This window comes from Thiomonas sp. (assembly GCF_054608695.1).
Genome location: NZ_JBTRXV010000030.1, coordinates 1 through 14,962 on the forward strand (window position 1 = coordinate 1; position 14,962 = coordinate 14,962).

The following is a 14,962-nucleotide window of genomic DNA, read 5'->3' on the forward strand; positions in this document are numbered from 1 at the left end:
TGACCTGAAGGCGCTTGATGATGGCCTCGTCGAAGCTGATGCTGGGGTAACGCGTTGCCGTTGGATCCTTGGCCGGATCTGCAGTGTAGATGCCGTCCACCTTGGTGGCTTTGAGCATGACTTCGGCGCCGATTTCCGCCGCTCTCAGCGCTGCGGCCGTGTCCGTGGTGAAAAACGGATTGCCGGTTCCGCCGGCGAAAATCACCGACTTGCCTTCTTCCAGATATTGCAAGGCTTTGGGCCGCACGTAGGACTCGACCACTTGGTCGATGCTGATGGCGGACATGACGCGCGCCACCAGTCCGGCATGGCGCATGGCATCGGCCAAGGCAAGCGAGTTCATCACGGTCGCGAGCATGCCCATGTAATCGGCCGTGGCGCGGTCCATGCCGACGGCGCCCCCCGCCACTCCGCGGAAGATGTTGCCACCGCCGATGACGATGGCAACCTGCACACCGCTGCGCGTGACCTGGGCGATGTCTTCCACCATCTTCACGATGGTGGCGCGGTTGATGCCGTAAGCATCATCGCCCATGAGGGCTTCGCCGGAGAGTTTGAGCAAAACCCGCTTATAGCCACTCATGCGTGATGCCTCGCTTGCAGGAAGGTTGATCGAATGCTCAATGGGAGCGGGCAGCAGCGGCCTGCGCGGCGACCTCATCGGCGAAATTTTCCGATTTTTTCTCGATCCCCTCACCCACCACATAGAGGGTGAACGCCTTCACGGTGGTGTTCGCCGCCTTCAGCATCTGTTCGACCGTCTGCTTGTCGTTCTTCACGAAAGCCTGGTTGAACAAGGACACTTCCTTCAAATACTTCTGCACGCTGCCTTCCACGCGCTTGGCCACGATCTCGGCCGGTTGCGGCGTCTTGCCCTCGGCCTTGGCCTTTTCGGCGTCTTCGGCAGCCTTTTGCATGGCAATCGAGCGCTCGGTCTCGATCAGGGCGGCAGGCACGTCGGCGGCCGACAGCGCCACCGGCTTCATGGCGGCCACGTGCATGGCCACGTCTTTGGCGGCCACTTCGTCGCCGGCATACTCGACCACCACGCCGATGCGGGTGCCGTGCAGATAGCTGGCGAGTTTGGCATCGCCGGCAAAACGCTTGAAGCGACGGATCGACATGTTCTCGCCGATCTTGCCGATGAGCACCGCGCGGCGGGCTTCGATGGTGGTGCCGTCGACGGTCAGTGCCGACAACGCGGCGACGTCAGCCGGCTTGTGCTCGGCGACGAGTTGCGCCAGGGTCTTGCCAAAGGCGAGAAAATCGTCGTTCTTGGCGACGAAGTCGGTTTCGCAGTTGATTTCGACCATCGCCCCGCTGGTGCCCGCAATGTGGATGGCGATGATGCCTTCGGCGGTGACGCGCGACGCGGCCTTGCTGGCCTTGCTGCCGAGCTTGACGCGCAGCAACTCTTCAGCGCGACCCATATCGCCTTCAGCCTCGGTGAGGGCCTTTTTGCATTCCATCATGGGTGCGTCAGTTTTGGCGCGCAGTTCTGCGACCATGGATGCGGTGATTGCCGCCATATTCTTCTCCTGGATTGAACAAGGGGGCTGTAAACAGCCCCCTCGGTAGATCGAAAAACGCGAGGCTGGGTTCAGGCAGCGTGCGGCTCGTCCTGCACTTCGACGAACTCGCCGGACTCGTCCGCAGCCGTTTGCACGACTTCGTGCAGCGCGTCGTTCTTGCCCTCGAGAATGGCATCCGCCATGCCGCGGGTGTAGAGCGCAACGGCTTTGCCCGAGTCATCGTTGCCAGGAATGACATGGTCGATGCCGATGGGCGAGTGGTTGGTGTCGACCACGCCGATGATCGGAATGCCCAGCATGTGCGCTTCGGCCACCGCGATCTTGTGATAGCCGACATCGATGATGAACAACGCGTCCGGCAGTGCAGCCATGTCCTGAATGCCGCCGATGGACTTCACCAGTTTGTCCAGCTCGCGCTGGAACATGAGTTGCTCTTTCTTGGTCATGTGCTCCAGCGCGCCTTCGGCAGCCTGGATCTGCATGTCCTTGAGTTTCTTGATGGAGCCCTTGACCGTCTTGAAGTTGGTCAGCATGCCACCGAGCCAGCGCTCATTCACAAACGGCATGCCGCAACGCCCGGCCTCGGCCTGCACCAGCTCGCCCGCCTGGCGCTTGGTGCCGACGAACAGGATGGTGCCGCGACGCGCCGCCATCTGGCGGGCGTACTTGCAGGCGTCCTGGAACATCGGCAACGTCTTTTCGAGGTTGACGATATGGATCTTGTTGCGATGGCCGAAAATATACGGGGCCATCTTGGGGTTCCAGAAACGGGTTTGGTGACCGAAGTGCACTCCCGCTTCCAGCATTTCGCGCATTGAAACACTCATGATGTGTCCTAGGTTGGGTCTGAAATCTGGCCAGAACCCGGGGCAAGCGGCCGATGTATCCGCGGATGCGAAGCACATCGAACCCTGCCATCGGGCACCTGGTAAGGCCAGTTTGCTATTTGTTTTACAGGATTCGCCGGGGCGAACTCAACAAAACCTGTGCATTATAAGCCGCATCGTGCATTCATGAATGGGGCGATGCGGCCTTGGCGGCCTGCCCGGCATGGTTCGGGAATCCGGCTCCCCCAGGCGTTTTGGCGCCTTCCGGGTATGCTTGGTGCCGTCCGCACTTCACCTCCGGTCCCTGGCAACCATGCATGAACACGTGTTGCGCCAACAGCTGCACAACGAAATCCACGCCCGGCCCTACGAGCGCCTGCTCACGCCGCTGCAAATCAGCCACATGGCCTTCCTGGCCGACGCGCAAGTCCAGGCGCAGGCCCACGTGCATCTGTGCCGGCTGCTGGAGAACCACCATCTTCCGCTGCCCACCGAGGGCAGCAGTTTTGACGTGGCCGATATCGGCCAGGTGCGCTTGCTCTGGGAACGCCACGGGGAATTCACGTCCTACACCTTCATCAGACCAGGACTGGCGACCGACGAACAGTCCTGGTTCGAACATTGCGCCTGCGCCGACATCTCGGCCGCGTGGCGCGAAGCCATTCCCGGCGCGCTGATCTGCGCCAACCACATCGCCTTGCTGCCCGACCACCCGGGCGACGACTGGCCGCTGCACGATCTGTCCGCAGTGCTCGACGCCGATGCTCTCGTGGCATCGGAAGTCGCCGACGGTCAGGCGCGTGTCTATACCGATCTGCGCATCCATGCCGACGGCTTCGCCCGGTTCGTGATCGTCAGCCGTGCAATCTCTCCGCGCCGCCGCGGCAGACTGGCGCAACGCCTGCTGGAGATCGAAACCTACCGCATGCTTTCTTTGCTGGCACTGCCGGCGGCGCGGGAGATCACCCCCCTGCTGGGCCAGTATGAACAGGAACTGGCCCAGATCATGGATGCCATCCGCAGCAGCCAGCCCGAGCGCGACCGCCAGACCCTGGAACGGCTGTCGCAGCTGGCCTCCACCGTCGAAAGCCTCTACGCCCAGCACCATGCGCGCTTCACCGCGTCGAACGTGTACTACGACCTGGTGAACCGTCGCATCGCCGATCTGCGCGAGCAGCAGTTCATGGGCCTGCAAACGCTCGGCCAATTCATGGACCGGCGCCTGGCCCCGGCGATGCAGACCTGCTCGCACGCCATTCGGCGCCTGCAGGGCTTGTCGGAACGCATCTCGCGCTGCAGCAACCTGCTGCGCACCCGCGTGGAAGTGCAAATGCAGCAGCAAAACCGGGAGCTGTTGGCGTCGATGAACCGGCGCCAATACCTGCAGCTGCGCCTGCAGCAGACCGTGGAGGGATTGTCGGTGGCGGCCATCACCTATTACGCCTCGTCGCTGGTCGGGCACCTGTTCGAGGCCATGCATCGCTGGCTGCATGTGGATGCCGCCGTGGCGCAGGGTTGGTCCATCCCCATCATCGCGCTGGCCGTATGGCTGGGCCTGCGCCGCGCCCACTTGCGGCTGGCCAAGATGGATCGGTGAGCCTGGCCCTCAGGCGGCTTCGCGCGCCCGCTGGCGCAGGCCGCTGAACACGCCCTCCACCGCCCGGTCCATCAGGTTCTTGTCTTCCAGCGGCAGGATGTGGCCGCTTTTCAGCAGGCGCTCGAAAGCACGGCGCGTGAGCGAATGGGCGTGGCCGCCCACACGGCTGGTGAACATGAAAAACAGTCCTTGGGGACTACGCCAGGCCAGCTGCGCCCGGGTCCATTGGCCTTGCAAATGCCAGTGCACCCAATGGCCTTCCTCCAGGGAATCGATGAATGCACCGGGATTGTCGATGGCCTGCAAGGTGGGAGAGATGTCACATCCCAGAGCCGCATCCGGCCGGCTGGAAGGTGTGGACAGATCCAATTGAAGGTCGAGGTCGTCGATCAAACCGGCGCGCTGGCGATCGATCTCGGGCAGTTGAACTTCCTCGAGCGCGCCGAGCACGGCTTGGCCCTGCGGCAGATGCAACAGGCGATCCCACTCGCTTTGCAGCAAATAGGCGTCGGCCGCCTGGCCCGACGAGGCCATGCCTTCGCCGCGAATCGCCCGGGCGTGGGTGCGCATCAAGGCGGAGAAAAAAGCAGCGCGATGATCCTGCGACCAGTTGATCAAGGTCAGCCCTTCTTCCAGCTGCCGCACAAGACCTGGCAGCCGCTGCAGCAAGTCCTTGCGCTGGTTTTCACCCATCTTGGCCTGCACGCTCCAGAGCAGTTCGCTGCCGGCTTGCTTGAAGTTGCGCGTGGGCTCGGCATCCTCGCCGTGGCGCAGGACGGACTCGACCAGAACGGCCGTCCACGGGCCGCGCATGAAGTCTTTCAAATAGGTATCGATGTCGAGATGGGCGAGCAGACTCGACACATGACGGCCCAGAGCTGAACCGAGGACAGTGCGGAATTCGGCCCGGCGCAGCGCCTCCACGGCGTCACGCTCGCTCTCCCGCGTTTCCGCGGCGCGCCGCGCGATCCAGGCCTCCAGGCGCTCGAGTTGCTGGGCGTAGACCTCCTCACCTTCGCTCTCGGCGTTGACGATGGACTCGACCATGCCGTCGAGCCAGTCGAGGAAGCCACTGGCGGCAACCTCGTCGGCATTGACATAGCCCGCGCTGAAACTGGCGATGCGGTTGATGAGCCGACGCGTCGGATGGTGGCGCGAACTGAACACGCCGGCATCGTTCAGCGCCAGGCGCAGGATGGGAATCTGCAGACGCCCGAGCGCGGCGCGCACGCGTGGCAACAACCGGGGGTCGGCCAGAATGTGATCGAACATCAGCGACACCACGTCGATGGTCAGGCGCTCGAGCGGCCGTGTGGTGGCTGACTGCAGCTCGTCCCGGTAATGCTCGATGATGTTGACCGGCCGCCCACCAACGGCGCCAGGCCCGGACCATTGCGTGAAGCCCTCGCCCACCCCCAGTCGGTTGGCCTGGGTCAGGCGGTCGAGTGCGGAGCGCAGCATGGCCGTTTGCATGGCCTGGCCAAAGGTGGACTGCGGTCCGCCAGCTGCATCGTCGGGCGAAGCCGCCGCCTGCAGGCTTTGCCTTCCCTGCACACTGGATGGCGCGTCGTAGCCTTGCAGCAAGCGCTGCAGATCGCGCAGCTGCAGGATGCCGTCGGCACCCACTGCCGTCATGGCGTCGGCTCCGGCGGCCCCAACCTGGGCGGTCTCTTGCCCACCGCCCTGCCCTGCAGATTGCGCCGATTGGGGCCGCACAGGGCTGCGGACGCCCGATGTACGCACGGAGTAGCGTGCGGGCGTGACATGGGCAGCTTCGAGGCGACCGTTGTAGGTGCTGTAGGTCTCCTTCAAGGCGCTGGTCATGGCCACCCCAAAAGCGCGCAGCAGAGCCAGGCGCGCTTCGTGGTCGACATCGAGGCTGCCGAGGGCGCGTTGCAGCGAGCGGCCGAAAACTTCGGGGCGCAACGGGTTCATCTGAGACTCGCCGCCGCGACGTTGGCCGTCGCTCTGTCGCAGCGATTCCATGCGGGCGTTGAGATCACGAATTTCCCACTCGGCGCCTGACTCGATCATGCGGATGATCTGCGACACCTCCACGTCTTCCTGCACGCTCGCGTCATCCACCAGAGAGAGTTGATCGAGCCGCAGTTCGACCGGCTTGGCCGGCACAGCGGGCTTCCCCTGGATTTCCTGTTGCAGCAGAGTGCTGAACTGGCCGACGAAAGCGCGCACCAGATCGCCCTCGGCCTGGCGCAGGACCACCAGCAGGTCGTCGTAATGCTGTCTGTCCCGACTGCTCAAGGCCGATTCGGCATGGGTCTGGAAGGTTTCCACCACCTGCCGGGCAACGCGGCGGATCAACTCGTCCGAGTCGCTGAGTGCGGCGTCGATGCATTGGCGTAGCGGGTCGGATTGCAGCATGGCGATCTGGGTGTCGGGCCGCATCCGGGTTTCGGATGCAATCCTTCGGCGTCACAGGTTGTAGCACTTCACTGGATGGATCACTATAGGGCCAGCGTCTGCGCTTCTCAATCTTCGAAGCGTCAAAGCTTGCCGGATGCCGCGGCCAAACAACAACGCTGGCGCACGGCCTCGAACAGGCAGACGCCAGCCGCGACCGAAACATTCAGGCTGTCCACACTGCCCTGCATGGGAATGTGCACGAGCTGGTCGCAGCCCTCGCGCACCAGGCGGCGCATGCCGCTGCCCTCGGCACCCAGCACCAACGCGGTGGGCTCGGCGAGCTTGGCATCGAACAAGGTATCCGTCGCCTCGCCTGCGGTGCCAACCACCCACAGCCCGCGCTCGCGCAAGGCTGCCAGGGTGCGCGCCATATTCGTGACCATGATGTATTGCACCGTGTCGGCCGCGCCACTGGCAACCTTGGCCACGGTGGGCGTGAGGCCCACGGCGCGGTCCTTCGGCGCGAACACGGCGTGCACCCCGGCACAATCGGCCGTGCGCAAGATGGCCCCCAGATTGTGCGGGTCGGTCACGCCATCCAGACCCAGCAGCAGGGGAGTGTCGGCCGTCGCGTCCAGCACGGCATCCAGGGTGGACATTTTGTCCAGCGGCTCGACGCGGGCCACCACGCCCTGGTGTCTGTGGGTTCCAGCCAGGGCGTCGAGCCGGGCACCGTCGGCTGCGATGACGGCCAGGCCGGCGTCCTGCGCGCGTGCGAGAAATTGCTGCATGCGCGCGTCGTGCCGCGAGGTGTCGACGAGAAGCTCACGCACGCTGTCGGATGCGGCCCGCAGGCGCGCGCCCACGGCGTGAAAGCCGTACAGCAGCTTGAGGCTCAAGCCGTCACCTCGGAACTGGCCTGGACCGGGAAGGCCGTCGCTGCCTGCTCCACCAGGCGGCCAGCTTGCAACTCGACCACGGCATCGCAGCGTGACGCCAAGGCGTTGTCGTGCGTCACGAGCACCAGCGTGGTTCCCTGTTCGCGTTGCAGGCTGAACATCAGGTCGATGATGCGCATGCCGCCTGCGGCGTCGAGGTTGCCGGTGGGTTCATCGGCGAGCAGCAAGGAAGGCCGCGTGGCGAAAGCCCGTGCCAAGGCCACGCGCTGCTGCTCGCCACCGGACAGCGTGGCGGGCATGTGCCGCAACCGGGCGCCGAGGCCCACGCGTTCCAGCATGGCTTGGGCATCGGCTCGCAAGGCCGCGGTCTGGCCGGAAATCTCCATCGCCAGCATCACGTTTTCCAGCGCGTTGAGGTGGCCGATGAGTTGAAAGTTCTGGAACACGAAGCCCAGCTTGCGGGCGCGCAAGGCGGCGCGGCCGTCTTCGCTCAGGGCGAACAAGTCGGTGCCATCGATCCAGACCCGGCCTGAGGTCGGCAGATCCAGCCCCGCCAGAAGCCCGAGCAAGGTGGATTTGCCCGAGCCGGAAGGGCCGACGATGGCCAGACTGGCGGCGCGTCCGACCCGCAGATTCACGTCGTCGAGCAAGGTCAGCGAACCTTGGGCATCAACCACGGTCTTGCTCAAGTGCTGCGCGACAATGGCAGCTTGTGCAACGATGGTTTGCGAATCGGTGGATGTCATATGAAGAGTGTGCGCCGCAATGGGTGGCTCATTTTAGGAACTGCGCTGGTCTTGCTGGCCGGGATGGGTATCTCGCATGCGGCGATGGCGGCGGCGAAGACGGCCGCAGCGACTGCCGCAGCCGCACGGCAAGCCAGCCACCCGGTCGTCCTCATCGTGGGCGACAGTTTGTCCGCCGGCTATGGCCTGGAAACGGGCAAGGGCTGGGCCAGCCTGTTGGCCAGGCGCATGGCGCAACAGTTTCCGGCTTGGCGCGTGGTGAACGCCAGCGTCAGCGGCGACACCACCGCCGGTGGCCTGAGCCGTTTGCCGGCGCTGCTCGAACGCGACCACCCAGCCGTTGTCATTGTTGAGCTGGGTGGCAATGATGCGCTGCGTGGCCTGTCGCTGAGCACGACCCAGGCCAACCTCACCGCGATGGTGCAGCAGTCCAAGGCCAAGGGCGCGCGTGTGCTCTTGCTCGGCATGGAAATTCCGCCCAACTACGGGCCGGCCTACACCCAGCGCTTCGCGGCGATTTTCCCCGCCGTGGCCAAGGCGGAACAGGTGGCGCTGGTGCCGTTTTTTCTGGCTGGCGTGGTGAACCATCCGAACTGGTTCCAGGCCGACAACATCCACCCCACCGCCATCGCCCAGCCTGTGATGTTGAACACGGTGTGGCCCAAGCTGCTGCCCTTGCTGCGCGCCGTGCAGCAACATGCCGTGAAGTGAGGCCAAGTGAGCTTGCGTAGTGTGACGGCCGACGAGGCCCTGACGCGGCTGGCCGAGTTCGACGCCGTGTTGGACGTGCGCAGCCCTGGTGAATTCGCCCTCGATCACATGCCCGGCGCGGTGAACTGGCCGGTGCTGGACGACGCCGAGCGCGTGCGTGTGGGGACACTGCATGTGCAGACCGGCGCCTTCGAGGCCAGGCGCATTGGCGCCGCGCTGGTGGCGCGCAACATCGCCATGCATATCGAGCAGCATGCCCAAGGCTGGCCGAAAGAGTTTGCACCGCTGGTGTATTGCTGGCGCGGCGGCAACCGTTCGGGGGCGATGGCGCATGTGCTGGCGCAAATCGGCTTTCGCGTCCATCTGGTGCATGGCGGCTACAAAGCCTTGCGCGCAGCGCTGGTGCGGCAACTCGATGCCCTGGCGCCGCCGTTGAACTTCCGCGTCATCTGCGGCCCCACGGGCAGCGGCAAGAGCCGCCTGCTGAATGCGCTGCAGGCCCAAGGCGCACAAGTGCTCGACCTGGAAATGCTGGCTGCGCATCGCGGCTCCGTGCTCGGCGCCCTGCCGGGTGAGGCCCAACCCAGCCAGAAGCACTTCGAGACGCGCATCTGGGCGGTGTTGCGCAGCCTTGAGCCTGCGTTGCCAGTGTTCATCGAAAGCGAAAGCAAGCGGATCGGCAAACTGCAGGTGCCGAGCGCGTTGCTGGAGCGCATGCACGCCAGCCCCTGCATGCGTCTCGAAGCCACCCTGCCAACCCGGGTTCGCATCCTGCTGGACGACTACGCGGCCCTCACGCGAGATCCGGCCGAGTTGCTGTTTAGGCTTGAATCACTCACCGAACTGCGGGGCAAGCAGACGGTGGCGCGTTGGCGCGGATTGGTGGAGGCCAGGGACTTTCCCTCGCTGGTGGAGGAGCTTCTGGCACAGCACTACGACCCGAGCTATGGCAACTCGATGGCCCGTAACTACCAAGACCTGATGGCAAGCCCAACTTGGCTGGTGAACGATGCCAGTCCAGCCGCGTTTGATCGGCTGGCCGCGCAGATCATCGCGCAGGTTTGACCTCTGACTTGTGGCGCCGGTTCGGAGCGGCGGCCTGCGCAGCCACGCCGCGCCTAGGGTTTCAGCCAGCCAGCGTCAGCAACGCTGCCTGACGTGCCTGCGTGGCCCGGCGGAACAAATCCGCCGGCTCCAGCTTGCGCAAGGCGGGATCGCTCAGCACCTGGCGCCACAAGCGCGCGCCGGGTGCGCCTTTCCACAGATTGAGCATGTGACGGGTGATGGCGAATGCCGGCGTACCTTGCGCCGCCATGCTCCGGGCGTAGCTCAGCATGCGATCTTCCACGCTCTCCGGCGTGTCCTGCGTCAGCCCGGCGCCGAAATGCTCGGCATCCCAGCTAGCCAGCCACCAGGGCCGCTGGTAGGCCTCGCGCCCGATCATCACGCCGTCCACATGGGCCAGGTGTTGGCGCACATCGGCGTCGGACTTCACCCCGCCGTTGAGCACGATGGTGAGCCCGGGGAATTCGCGCTTGAGCTGATACACCAGCTCATAACGCAGCGGCGGAATCTCGCGGTTGTCTTTCGGGCTCAAGCCCTGCAGCCACGCATTGCGCGCATGCACGATGAACACCGAGCACCCCCCCTCGGCCACGGTCCCGACGAAGTCACGCACGAAGGCATAGCTCTCGGTCCGGTCGATGCCGATGCGGTGCTTGACCGTCACCGGCAGCGCATGGCCGATGGCGTCGCGCATGGCAGCCACACCGTCGCGAACCAGCGCGGCTTCGGCCATCAGGCAGGCCCCGAAGGCCCCGCGCTGCACCCGCTCGCTCGGGCAGCCGCAGTTCAGATTGATTTCGGCATAGCCCCAGCGCTGCGCCAGTTTTGCGCTCGTCGCCAGATCTGCCGGTTCGCTGCCGCCAAGCTGCAGGGCCACGGGATGCTCTTCGGCACAGAAGTCCAGATGGCGCGACTGATCGCCATGGACCAGGGCGCCGGTGGTCACCATCTCGGTGTACAGGCGCGCATGGCGGCTGAGTTGACGGTGGAAATAACGACAGTGGCGGTCGGTCCAGTCGAGCATGGGCGCAACCGTCAAGCGCCATGGGTTGTGGGACGCGGAAGCGTTCATGGCGTCTCCGCGTCCAGCCAGGTTTGCACGGTGCGCCGGCGGGCTCGATGCCAACCGAGAAGCTCGTTTGCGGCCAGTGCGGTCAGCACCAGGGCGCCGCCAATCAGCGTGCCCCTGCTGGGCTGTTCGCCCGCACCGAGCCAGGCCCAGAGTGTGCCGAACACGGTTTCTAGCAAACCGAGCAAGCCGACCTCGGCCGGCGCCAGGCGCTGCGCGGCCCACACCGCCAGCAGGCCCGGGGCTGCGAGTTGGAACACACCCAGAAAACCCAGCCAGAACAGGTCGTGAAAATCGACACCGACAGGCCAGGCTGGCAGCGCCACGGCGAGCGCCGATAGCAGTGCGCCAATCAGGACGGCGGCCTGCATCGGCACCCCACTGCCTGCACGGCGCAGGCTGACCCAGTTCGACGCCGCGGCGATGGGCACGGCCAGGGCGATGAGCATGCCGAGCAACTGCGTGCTGGATGTGGGGGACTGCAGATCGTGCCAAACCATCCAGCCCATGCCGAGCATGGCCAGCGCGATGGCCGCCCAGGTGCGGCCGGGCAGACGATGACGCAACAGCAGCCAGCCGAGCACGGCGGCGATGAGAGGGCTCAGGCTGTCGGTCAGCAGGGTTTGCGCCACGCTGGTGAGCGTGAGCGCAACCATGAAGGCGGTGAACATCACCCCCCAGAAAAAAGCGGAAAGCCAGAGCAGATGCGATGCGCCACGCACATCGACCCAGGCGCGGCGCAGGCCCTGGCTCCAGGCCAGCCACGCCAGCACGGCGAGCACCGTGAAGCTGCTGCGCCAGAACACCAGAATCAAACCATTCTGCTGATGCAGTTGGCGTGTGACGACCCCCGCCACGCTCCACAGCAGCGTGGCCAGCACCATGGCGAGTACCGCCTTGGCGTGATCGGGCCGGGCAGCGTTCGACACGACTTTCCCGTCAACGCTGGCGCGGTGCTGAGTCTGCCGCCTCAGGCGGCTTGCGCGTCCGAGCGGCCAGCGCGCTTGCGCTCGTGCTCGGTGAGGTAGCGCTTGCGCAGGCGGATGGACTTGGGCGTGATTTCCACCAGCTCGTCGTCCTCGATGAACTCCACCGCATACTCCAGCGTGAGCTCGATGGGCGGCGTGATCTTGATCGCGTCTTCCTTGCCCGAGACGCGGAAGTTGGTGAGCTGCTTGGCGCGCACGGCGTTGACGATGAGATCGTTGTCGCGGCTGTGAATGCCGACGATCATGCCTTCGTACACCGGATCTCCCGGTTTGACGAACATGCGACCGCGGTCGTCGAGCTTGCCCAGGGCGTACGTGACGATTTCGCCCTGATCCTGGCTGATGAGCACGCCGTTCTTGCGCCCGGCGATTTCGCCGCGATAGGCGCCGTAGCCGTCGAAGATGTTGCTGATGAGCCCGGTGCCGCGCGTCAGGTTCATGAATTCGTTCTGGAAGCCGATCAGGCCACGCGCCGGAATGCGGTATTCCAGGCGCACGCGGCCCATGCCGTCGGGTTCCATGTTCACGAGTTCGCCACGGCGCTCACCGAGGGCTTGCATCACGCCGCCCTGGTGCTGCTCTTCCACGTCGGCAGTCACCAGCTCGATCGGCTCGTGGCGTTGGCCGCCGACGTCGTGGAACACCACGCGTGGCTTGCTCACGGCCATTTCAAAGCCTTCGCGGCGCATGTTTTCCAGCAGGATGGTGAGATGCAATTCACCGCGCCCAGAGACTTCGAAGATGCCGTCTTCGTCGGTGTCCTTCACGCGCAGGGCGACGTTGCTTTGCAGCTCGCGGTCGAGGCGATCGCGAATCTGGCGGCTGGTGACGAACTTGCCTTCGCGCCCGGCCAGCGGGCTGGTGTTGACGCAGAAGTTCATGTTCAGGGTCGGCTCGTCGACCAACAACATGGGCAAGGGGCGCGGGTTGTCGACGCTGGTGAGGGTCACGCCGACACCGACATCCTCGATGCCGTTGATCAGCACGATGTCGCCCGGCTCGGCACTTTCAGCCTGTTTGCGCTCCAGGCCCTCGAACTTGAGCACCTGGTTGACACGCGCCTTGAACGGGGTGGAATCGGGGCCGTTGTACACGGCCACTTCCTGCATGGGTTTGAGCGTGCCGCTGTTGATGCGACCGATGCCGATGCGGCCCACGAACGTGGAGTAGTCGAGCGAGCAGATTTGCAGCTGCAGCGGATCGGTCGCCAGCCCTGCGTGGGCAGGCACGTGCTGCAGCACGGCGTCGAACAGCGGCGCCAGATCGGTGCCGACTTCGCCCGGAGTCAGGCTGGCCCAGCCGTTCAGGCCGGAGGCATAGACCACCGGGAAGTCGAGCTGTTCTTCGGTGGCGCCGAGCTTGTCGAACAGCTCGAAGGTGGCGTTGATGACGTAGTCGGCACGCGCACCGGGACGGTCCACCTTGTTGATGACGACGATGGGCTTGAGGCCCAGCGCCAGCGCCTTCTTGGTGACGAAGCGGGTCTGCGGCATCGGGCCTTCGACGGCGTCGACCAGCAGCAGCACGCTGTCCACCATGGACAGCACGCGCTCGACCTCGCCACCGAAGTCGGCGTGGCCGGGGGTGTCGACGATATTGATATGCGTGCCCTTCCACTCCACCGCGCAATTCTTCGACAGGATGGTGATGCCGCGCTCTTTTTCGAGGTCGTTGGAATCCATCACCCGTTCGACCACTTGCTGGTTCTGGCGGAAGGTGCCGGACTGGCGCAGCAGCTGGTCCACCATGGTGGTCTTGCCGTGGTCGACGTGAGCGATGATGGCGATGTTGCGAATGGATCGTGTCATGGTGTGTTCACTGCGCTTGCAGTTCCTCGTTGCTCAGCAGGCGTTGCGGGGAGAGCACATGCCCGTCCCAGTGCGCAACGCCGAGAAATGAATGACGGGTCGGGGTCGTGCCATGCACGCGCACCTGCCCGGACGGCAAGGTTGGCGCCAGTTCAGGCACCAGGGTCTGGCCGTGCAGCAGCCGCGCGGATTGCGACGCGTCCAGGTCGATGCGCGGCAAACCCTGCACCAGACAATCGACCGGCAGCAAATGGGCCTGCGCGGCGCCGGCATCGAGTCCGCGCACTGCATCCAGCGTGCAGGCCTGGCTGATGTCGAACCCGCCGCTTGCGGTGCGGCGCAAGGCGGCAAGATGGGCGCCGCAGCCGAGTTGCTGGCCAATGTCGCGCGCCAGCGCACGGATGTAGGTGCCCTTGCCGCAGCGCACGTCCAGCGTCAGCAAATCGCCTTGCAGCGAAACAAGGCCGATGGCGTCGATGCGCACCTGGCGCGAAGGCACGTCGATCTCCTGGCCGGCGCGCGCATAGGCATACAACGGCTTGCCGGCACGCTTGAGGGCGCTGTAGATCGGCGGCGTCTGCGCGATGGTGCCGACGAAACCCTGCAGCACCTGCAGCAGTTGCTCGGTCCCCCAGTCGGGCAAGGCTTTGCGCTCGATCACCTCACCCTCACCATCGTCGGTGGTGGTGGTGACGCCGAGTTGCAGCACGGCACGGTAGGCCTTGTCCGCGTCCAGATGCATTTGGGCGAACTTGGTGGCGGCGCCGAAACACAGCGGCAGCAAGCCGTCGGCCAAGGGATCGAGCGTGCCCGTGTGACCGGCCTTCTCGGCGCGCAAGGCGCGGCGCACCTGCTGCAGCGCGGTTTGCGAAGTGCAGCCGCGCGGCTTGTCGAGCAGCATGACGCCATGCACCGACTGCCAGCTGGACCGTTGCTGTTGGGCTGCAACCATGGACTTTCAGACCGAGCGCAAGGCGCTCAATCGTCCTTTGCCGTATTGGCGACGGCCTGGGCGATGAGTGCATTCATATCGCTGGCCTTGCTGGTGGATTGGTCGAACACGAAATGCAGCGTCGGCACGGTATGGATACGCAGACGCTTGAACAACAGGCTGTGCAAATAGCCGGCACGCTCGTTGAGCGCAGCAGCCGCATGCTCCGGCTCGCCGCCCAGCACGGTGAAAAAGATGCGTGCATGCGCGTAATCGGGCGTGAGCTGGACATCGGCAATGGTCACCAGGCCGATGCGCGGATCACGCAGCTCACGCGGGATCAACTCCGACAGATCACGCTGGATCTGGTCGGCGATACGGTGAACGCGGTGTGGACTGCTGGCCTGACGTGGCATGGGCTGGG

At 64.9% G+C, this 14,962-nt stretch carries 14 protein-coding genes; 3 read left to right on the forward strand and 11 right to left on the reverse strand.

Translation table 11 applies throughout. The features are described 5' to 3' along the window. The 3 genes from pyrH to rpsB all read right to left on the reverse strand — a co-directional run. On the reverse strand, positions 1–583 hold a 583-nt coding region (pyrH, locus tag ACYCUK_RS11415; RefSeq protein ID WP_461594888.1), incomplete at its 3' end, for a UMP kinase. A 37-nt stretch (positions 584–620) separates the two neighbouring features. Next, positions 621–1,529: a translation elongation factor Ts gene (tsf, locus tag ACYCUK_RS11420; RefSeq protein ID WP_461594889.1), complete on the reverse strand. Its 909-nt coding sequence runs from the start codon at positions 1,527–1,529 to the stop codon at positions 621–623. A gap of 71 nt (positions 1,530–1,600) precedes the next feature. Then, complete coding sequence (gene rpsB, locus ACYCUK_RS11425; protein WP_461594890.1) at positions 1,601–2,359, reverse strand: 30S ribosomal protein S2; 759 nt, start codon at positions 2,357–2,359, stop codon at positions 1,601–1,603. 313 nt (positions 2,360–2,672) lie between these two features. On the opposite strand from rpsB, the gene ACYCUK_RS11430 reads away from it, so the two are divergent. After that, positions 2,673–3,956 carry a DUF3422 family protein gene (locus ACYCUK_RS11430; RefSeq protein ID WP_461594891.1) on the forward strand — a complete coding sequence of 428 codons (1,284 nt, stop codon included), beginning with the start codon at positions 2,673–2,675 and terminating at the stop codon, positions 3,954–3,956. 9 nt (positions 3,957–3,965) lie between these two features. On the opposite strand, the gene ACYCUK_RS11435 is transcribed toward ACYCUK_RS11430, so the two are convergent. The 3 genes from ACYCUK_RS11435 to ACYCUK_RS11445 form a co-directional block, all read right to left on the reverse strand. Beyond that, a complete protein-coding gene (locus tag ACYCUK_RS11435; RefSeq protein ID WP_461594892.1) occupies positions 3,966–6,338 on the reverse strand; it encodes a DUF1631 family protein in 2,373 nt (790 codons plus the stop codon). A 122-nt stretch (positions 6,339–6,460) separates the two neighbouring features. Then, a complete protein-coding gene (gene rlmB / locus ACYCUK_RS11440) occupies positions 6,461–7,219 on the reverse strand; it encodes a 23S rRNA (guanosine(2251)-2'-O)-methyltransferase RlmB (RefSeq protein WP_461594893.1) in 759 nt (252 codons plus the stop codon). Further along, on the reverse strand, positions 7,216–7,965 hold the full coding sequence (locus ACYCUK_RS11445; RefSeq protein WP_461594894.1) for an ABC transporter ATP-binding protein: 750 nt from the start codon (positions 7,963–7,965) through the stop codon (positions 7,216–7,218). The genes rlmB and ACYCUK_RS11445 overlap by 4 nt, the downstream gene beginning before the upstream one ends. Before the next feature lie 63 nt (positions 7,966–8,028). On the opposite strand from ACYCUK_RS11445, the gene ACYCUK_RS11450 reads away from it, so the two are divergent. After that, on the forward strand, positions 8,029–8,676 hold the full coding sequence (locus ACYCUK_RS11450; RefSeq protein ID WP_461594918.1) for an arylesterase: 648 nt from the start codon (positions 8,029–8,031) through the stop codon (positions 8,674–8,676). A 6-nt stretch (positions 8,677–8,682) separates the two neighbouring features. After that, on the forward strand, positions 8,683–9,741 hold the full coding sequence (gene mnmH / locus ACYCUK_RS11455; protein WP_461594895.1) for a tRNA 2-selenouridine(34) synthase MnmH: 1,059 nt from the start codon (positions 8,683–8,685) through the stop codon (positions 9,739–9,741). A 61-nt stretch (positions 9,742–9,802) separates the two neighbouring features. Here mnmH and dusA read toward each other — a convergent pair whose 3' ends face one another. Genes dusA through rbfA form a run of 5 tightly spaced genes read right to left on the reverse strand, consistent with a single transcriptional unit; the run spans position 9,803 to position 14,954 of the window. Beyond that, entirely contained in the window at positions 9,803–10,813 is a 1,011-nt protein-coding gene (dusA, locus tag ACYCUK_RS11460) for a tRNA dihydrouridine(20/20a) synthase DusA (RefSeq protein ID WP_461594896.1), read from the reverse strand. Continuing rightward, a complete protein-coding gene (locus ACYCUK_RS11465) occupies positions 10,810–11,739 on the reverse strand; it encodes a DMT family transporter (protein ID WP_461594897.1) in 930 nt (309 codons plus the stop codon). Before ACYCUK_RS11465 ends, dusA begins: the two co-directional genes overlap by 4 nt. Before the next feature lie 41 nt (positions 11,740–11,780). Beyond that, positions 11,781–13,607: a translational GTPase TypA gene (typA, locus tag ACYCUK_RS11470; protein ID WP_461594898.1), complete on the reverse strand. Its 1,827-nt coding sequence runs from the start codon at positions 13,605–13,607 to the stop codon at positions 11,781–11,783. Positions 13,608–13,614: 7 nt separating this feature from the next. Then, on the reverse strand, positions 13,615–14,559 hold the full coding sequence (gene truB, locus ACYCUK_RS11475; RefSeq protein ID WP_461594899.1) for a tRNA pseudouridine(55) synthase TruB: 945 nt from the start codon (positions 14,557–14,559) through the stop codon (positions 13,615–13,617). Positions 14,560–14,585: 26 nt separating this feature from the next. Continuing rightward, positions 14,586–14,954 carry a 30S ribosome-binding factor RbfA gene (rbfA, locus tag ACYCUK_RS11480; RefSeq protein WP_461594900.1) on the reverse strand — a complete coding sequence of 123 codons (369 nt, stop codon included), beginning with the start codon at positions 14,952–14,954 and terminating at the stop codon, positions 14,586–14,588. Between the last annotated feature and the right edge of the window lie 8 nt (positions 14,955–14,962).

Coding starts and splice junctions, on each gene's coding strand:
- rbfA (WP_461594900.1), bottom strand. CDS start 14,954: ATGCCACGTCAGGCCAGCAGTCCACACCGCGTTCACCGTATCGCCGAC.
- tsf (WP_461594889.1), bottom strand. CDS start 1,529: ATGGCGGCAATCACCGCATCCATGGTCGCAGAACTGCGCGCCAAAACT.
- ACYCUK_RS11450 (WP_461594918.1), top strand. CDS start 8,029: ATGGGTATCTCGCATGCGGCGATGGCGGCGGCGAAGACGGCCGCAGCG.
- ACYCUK_RS11435 (WP_461594892.1), bottom strand. CDS start 6,338: ATGCTGCAATCCGACCCGCTACGCCAATGCATCGACGCCGCACTCAGC.
- truB (WP_461594899.1), bottom strand. CDS start 14,559: ATGGTTGCAGCCCAACAGCAACGGTCCAGCTGGCAGTCGGTGCATGGC.
- dusA (WP_461594896.1), bottom strand. CDS start 10,813: ATGAACGCTTCCGCGTCCCACAACCCATGGCGCTTGACGGTTGCGCCC.
- rpsB (WP_461594890.1), bottom strand. CDS start 2,359: ATGAGTGTTTCAATGCGCGAAATGCTGGAAGCGGGAGTGCACTTCGGT.
- ACYCUK_RS11430 (WP_461594891.1), top strand. CDS start 2,673: ATGCATGAACACGTGTTGCGCCAACAGCTGCACAACGAAATCCACGCC.
- typA (WP_461594898.1), bottom strand. CDS start 13,607: ATGACACGATCCATTCGCAACATCGCCATCATCGCTCACGTCGACCAC.
- ACYCUK_RS11445 (WP_461594894.1), bottom strand. CDS start 7,965: ATGACATCCACCGATTCGCAAACCATCGTTGCACAAGCTGCCATTGTC.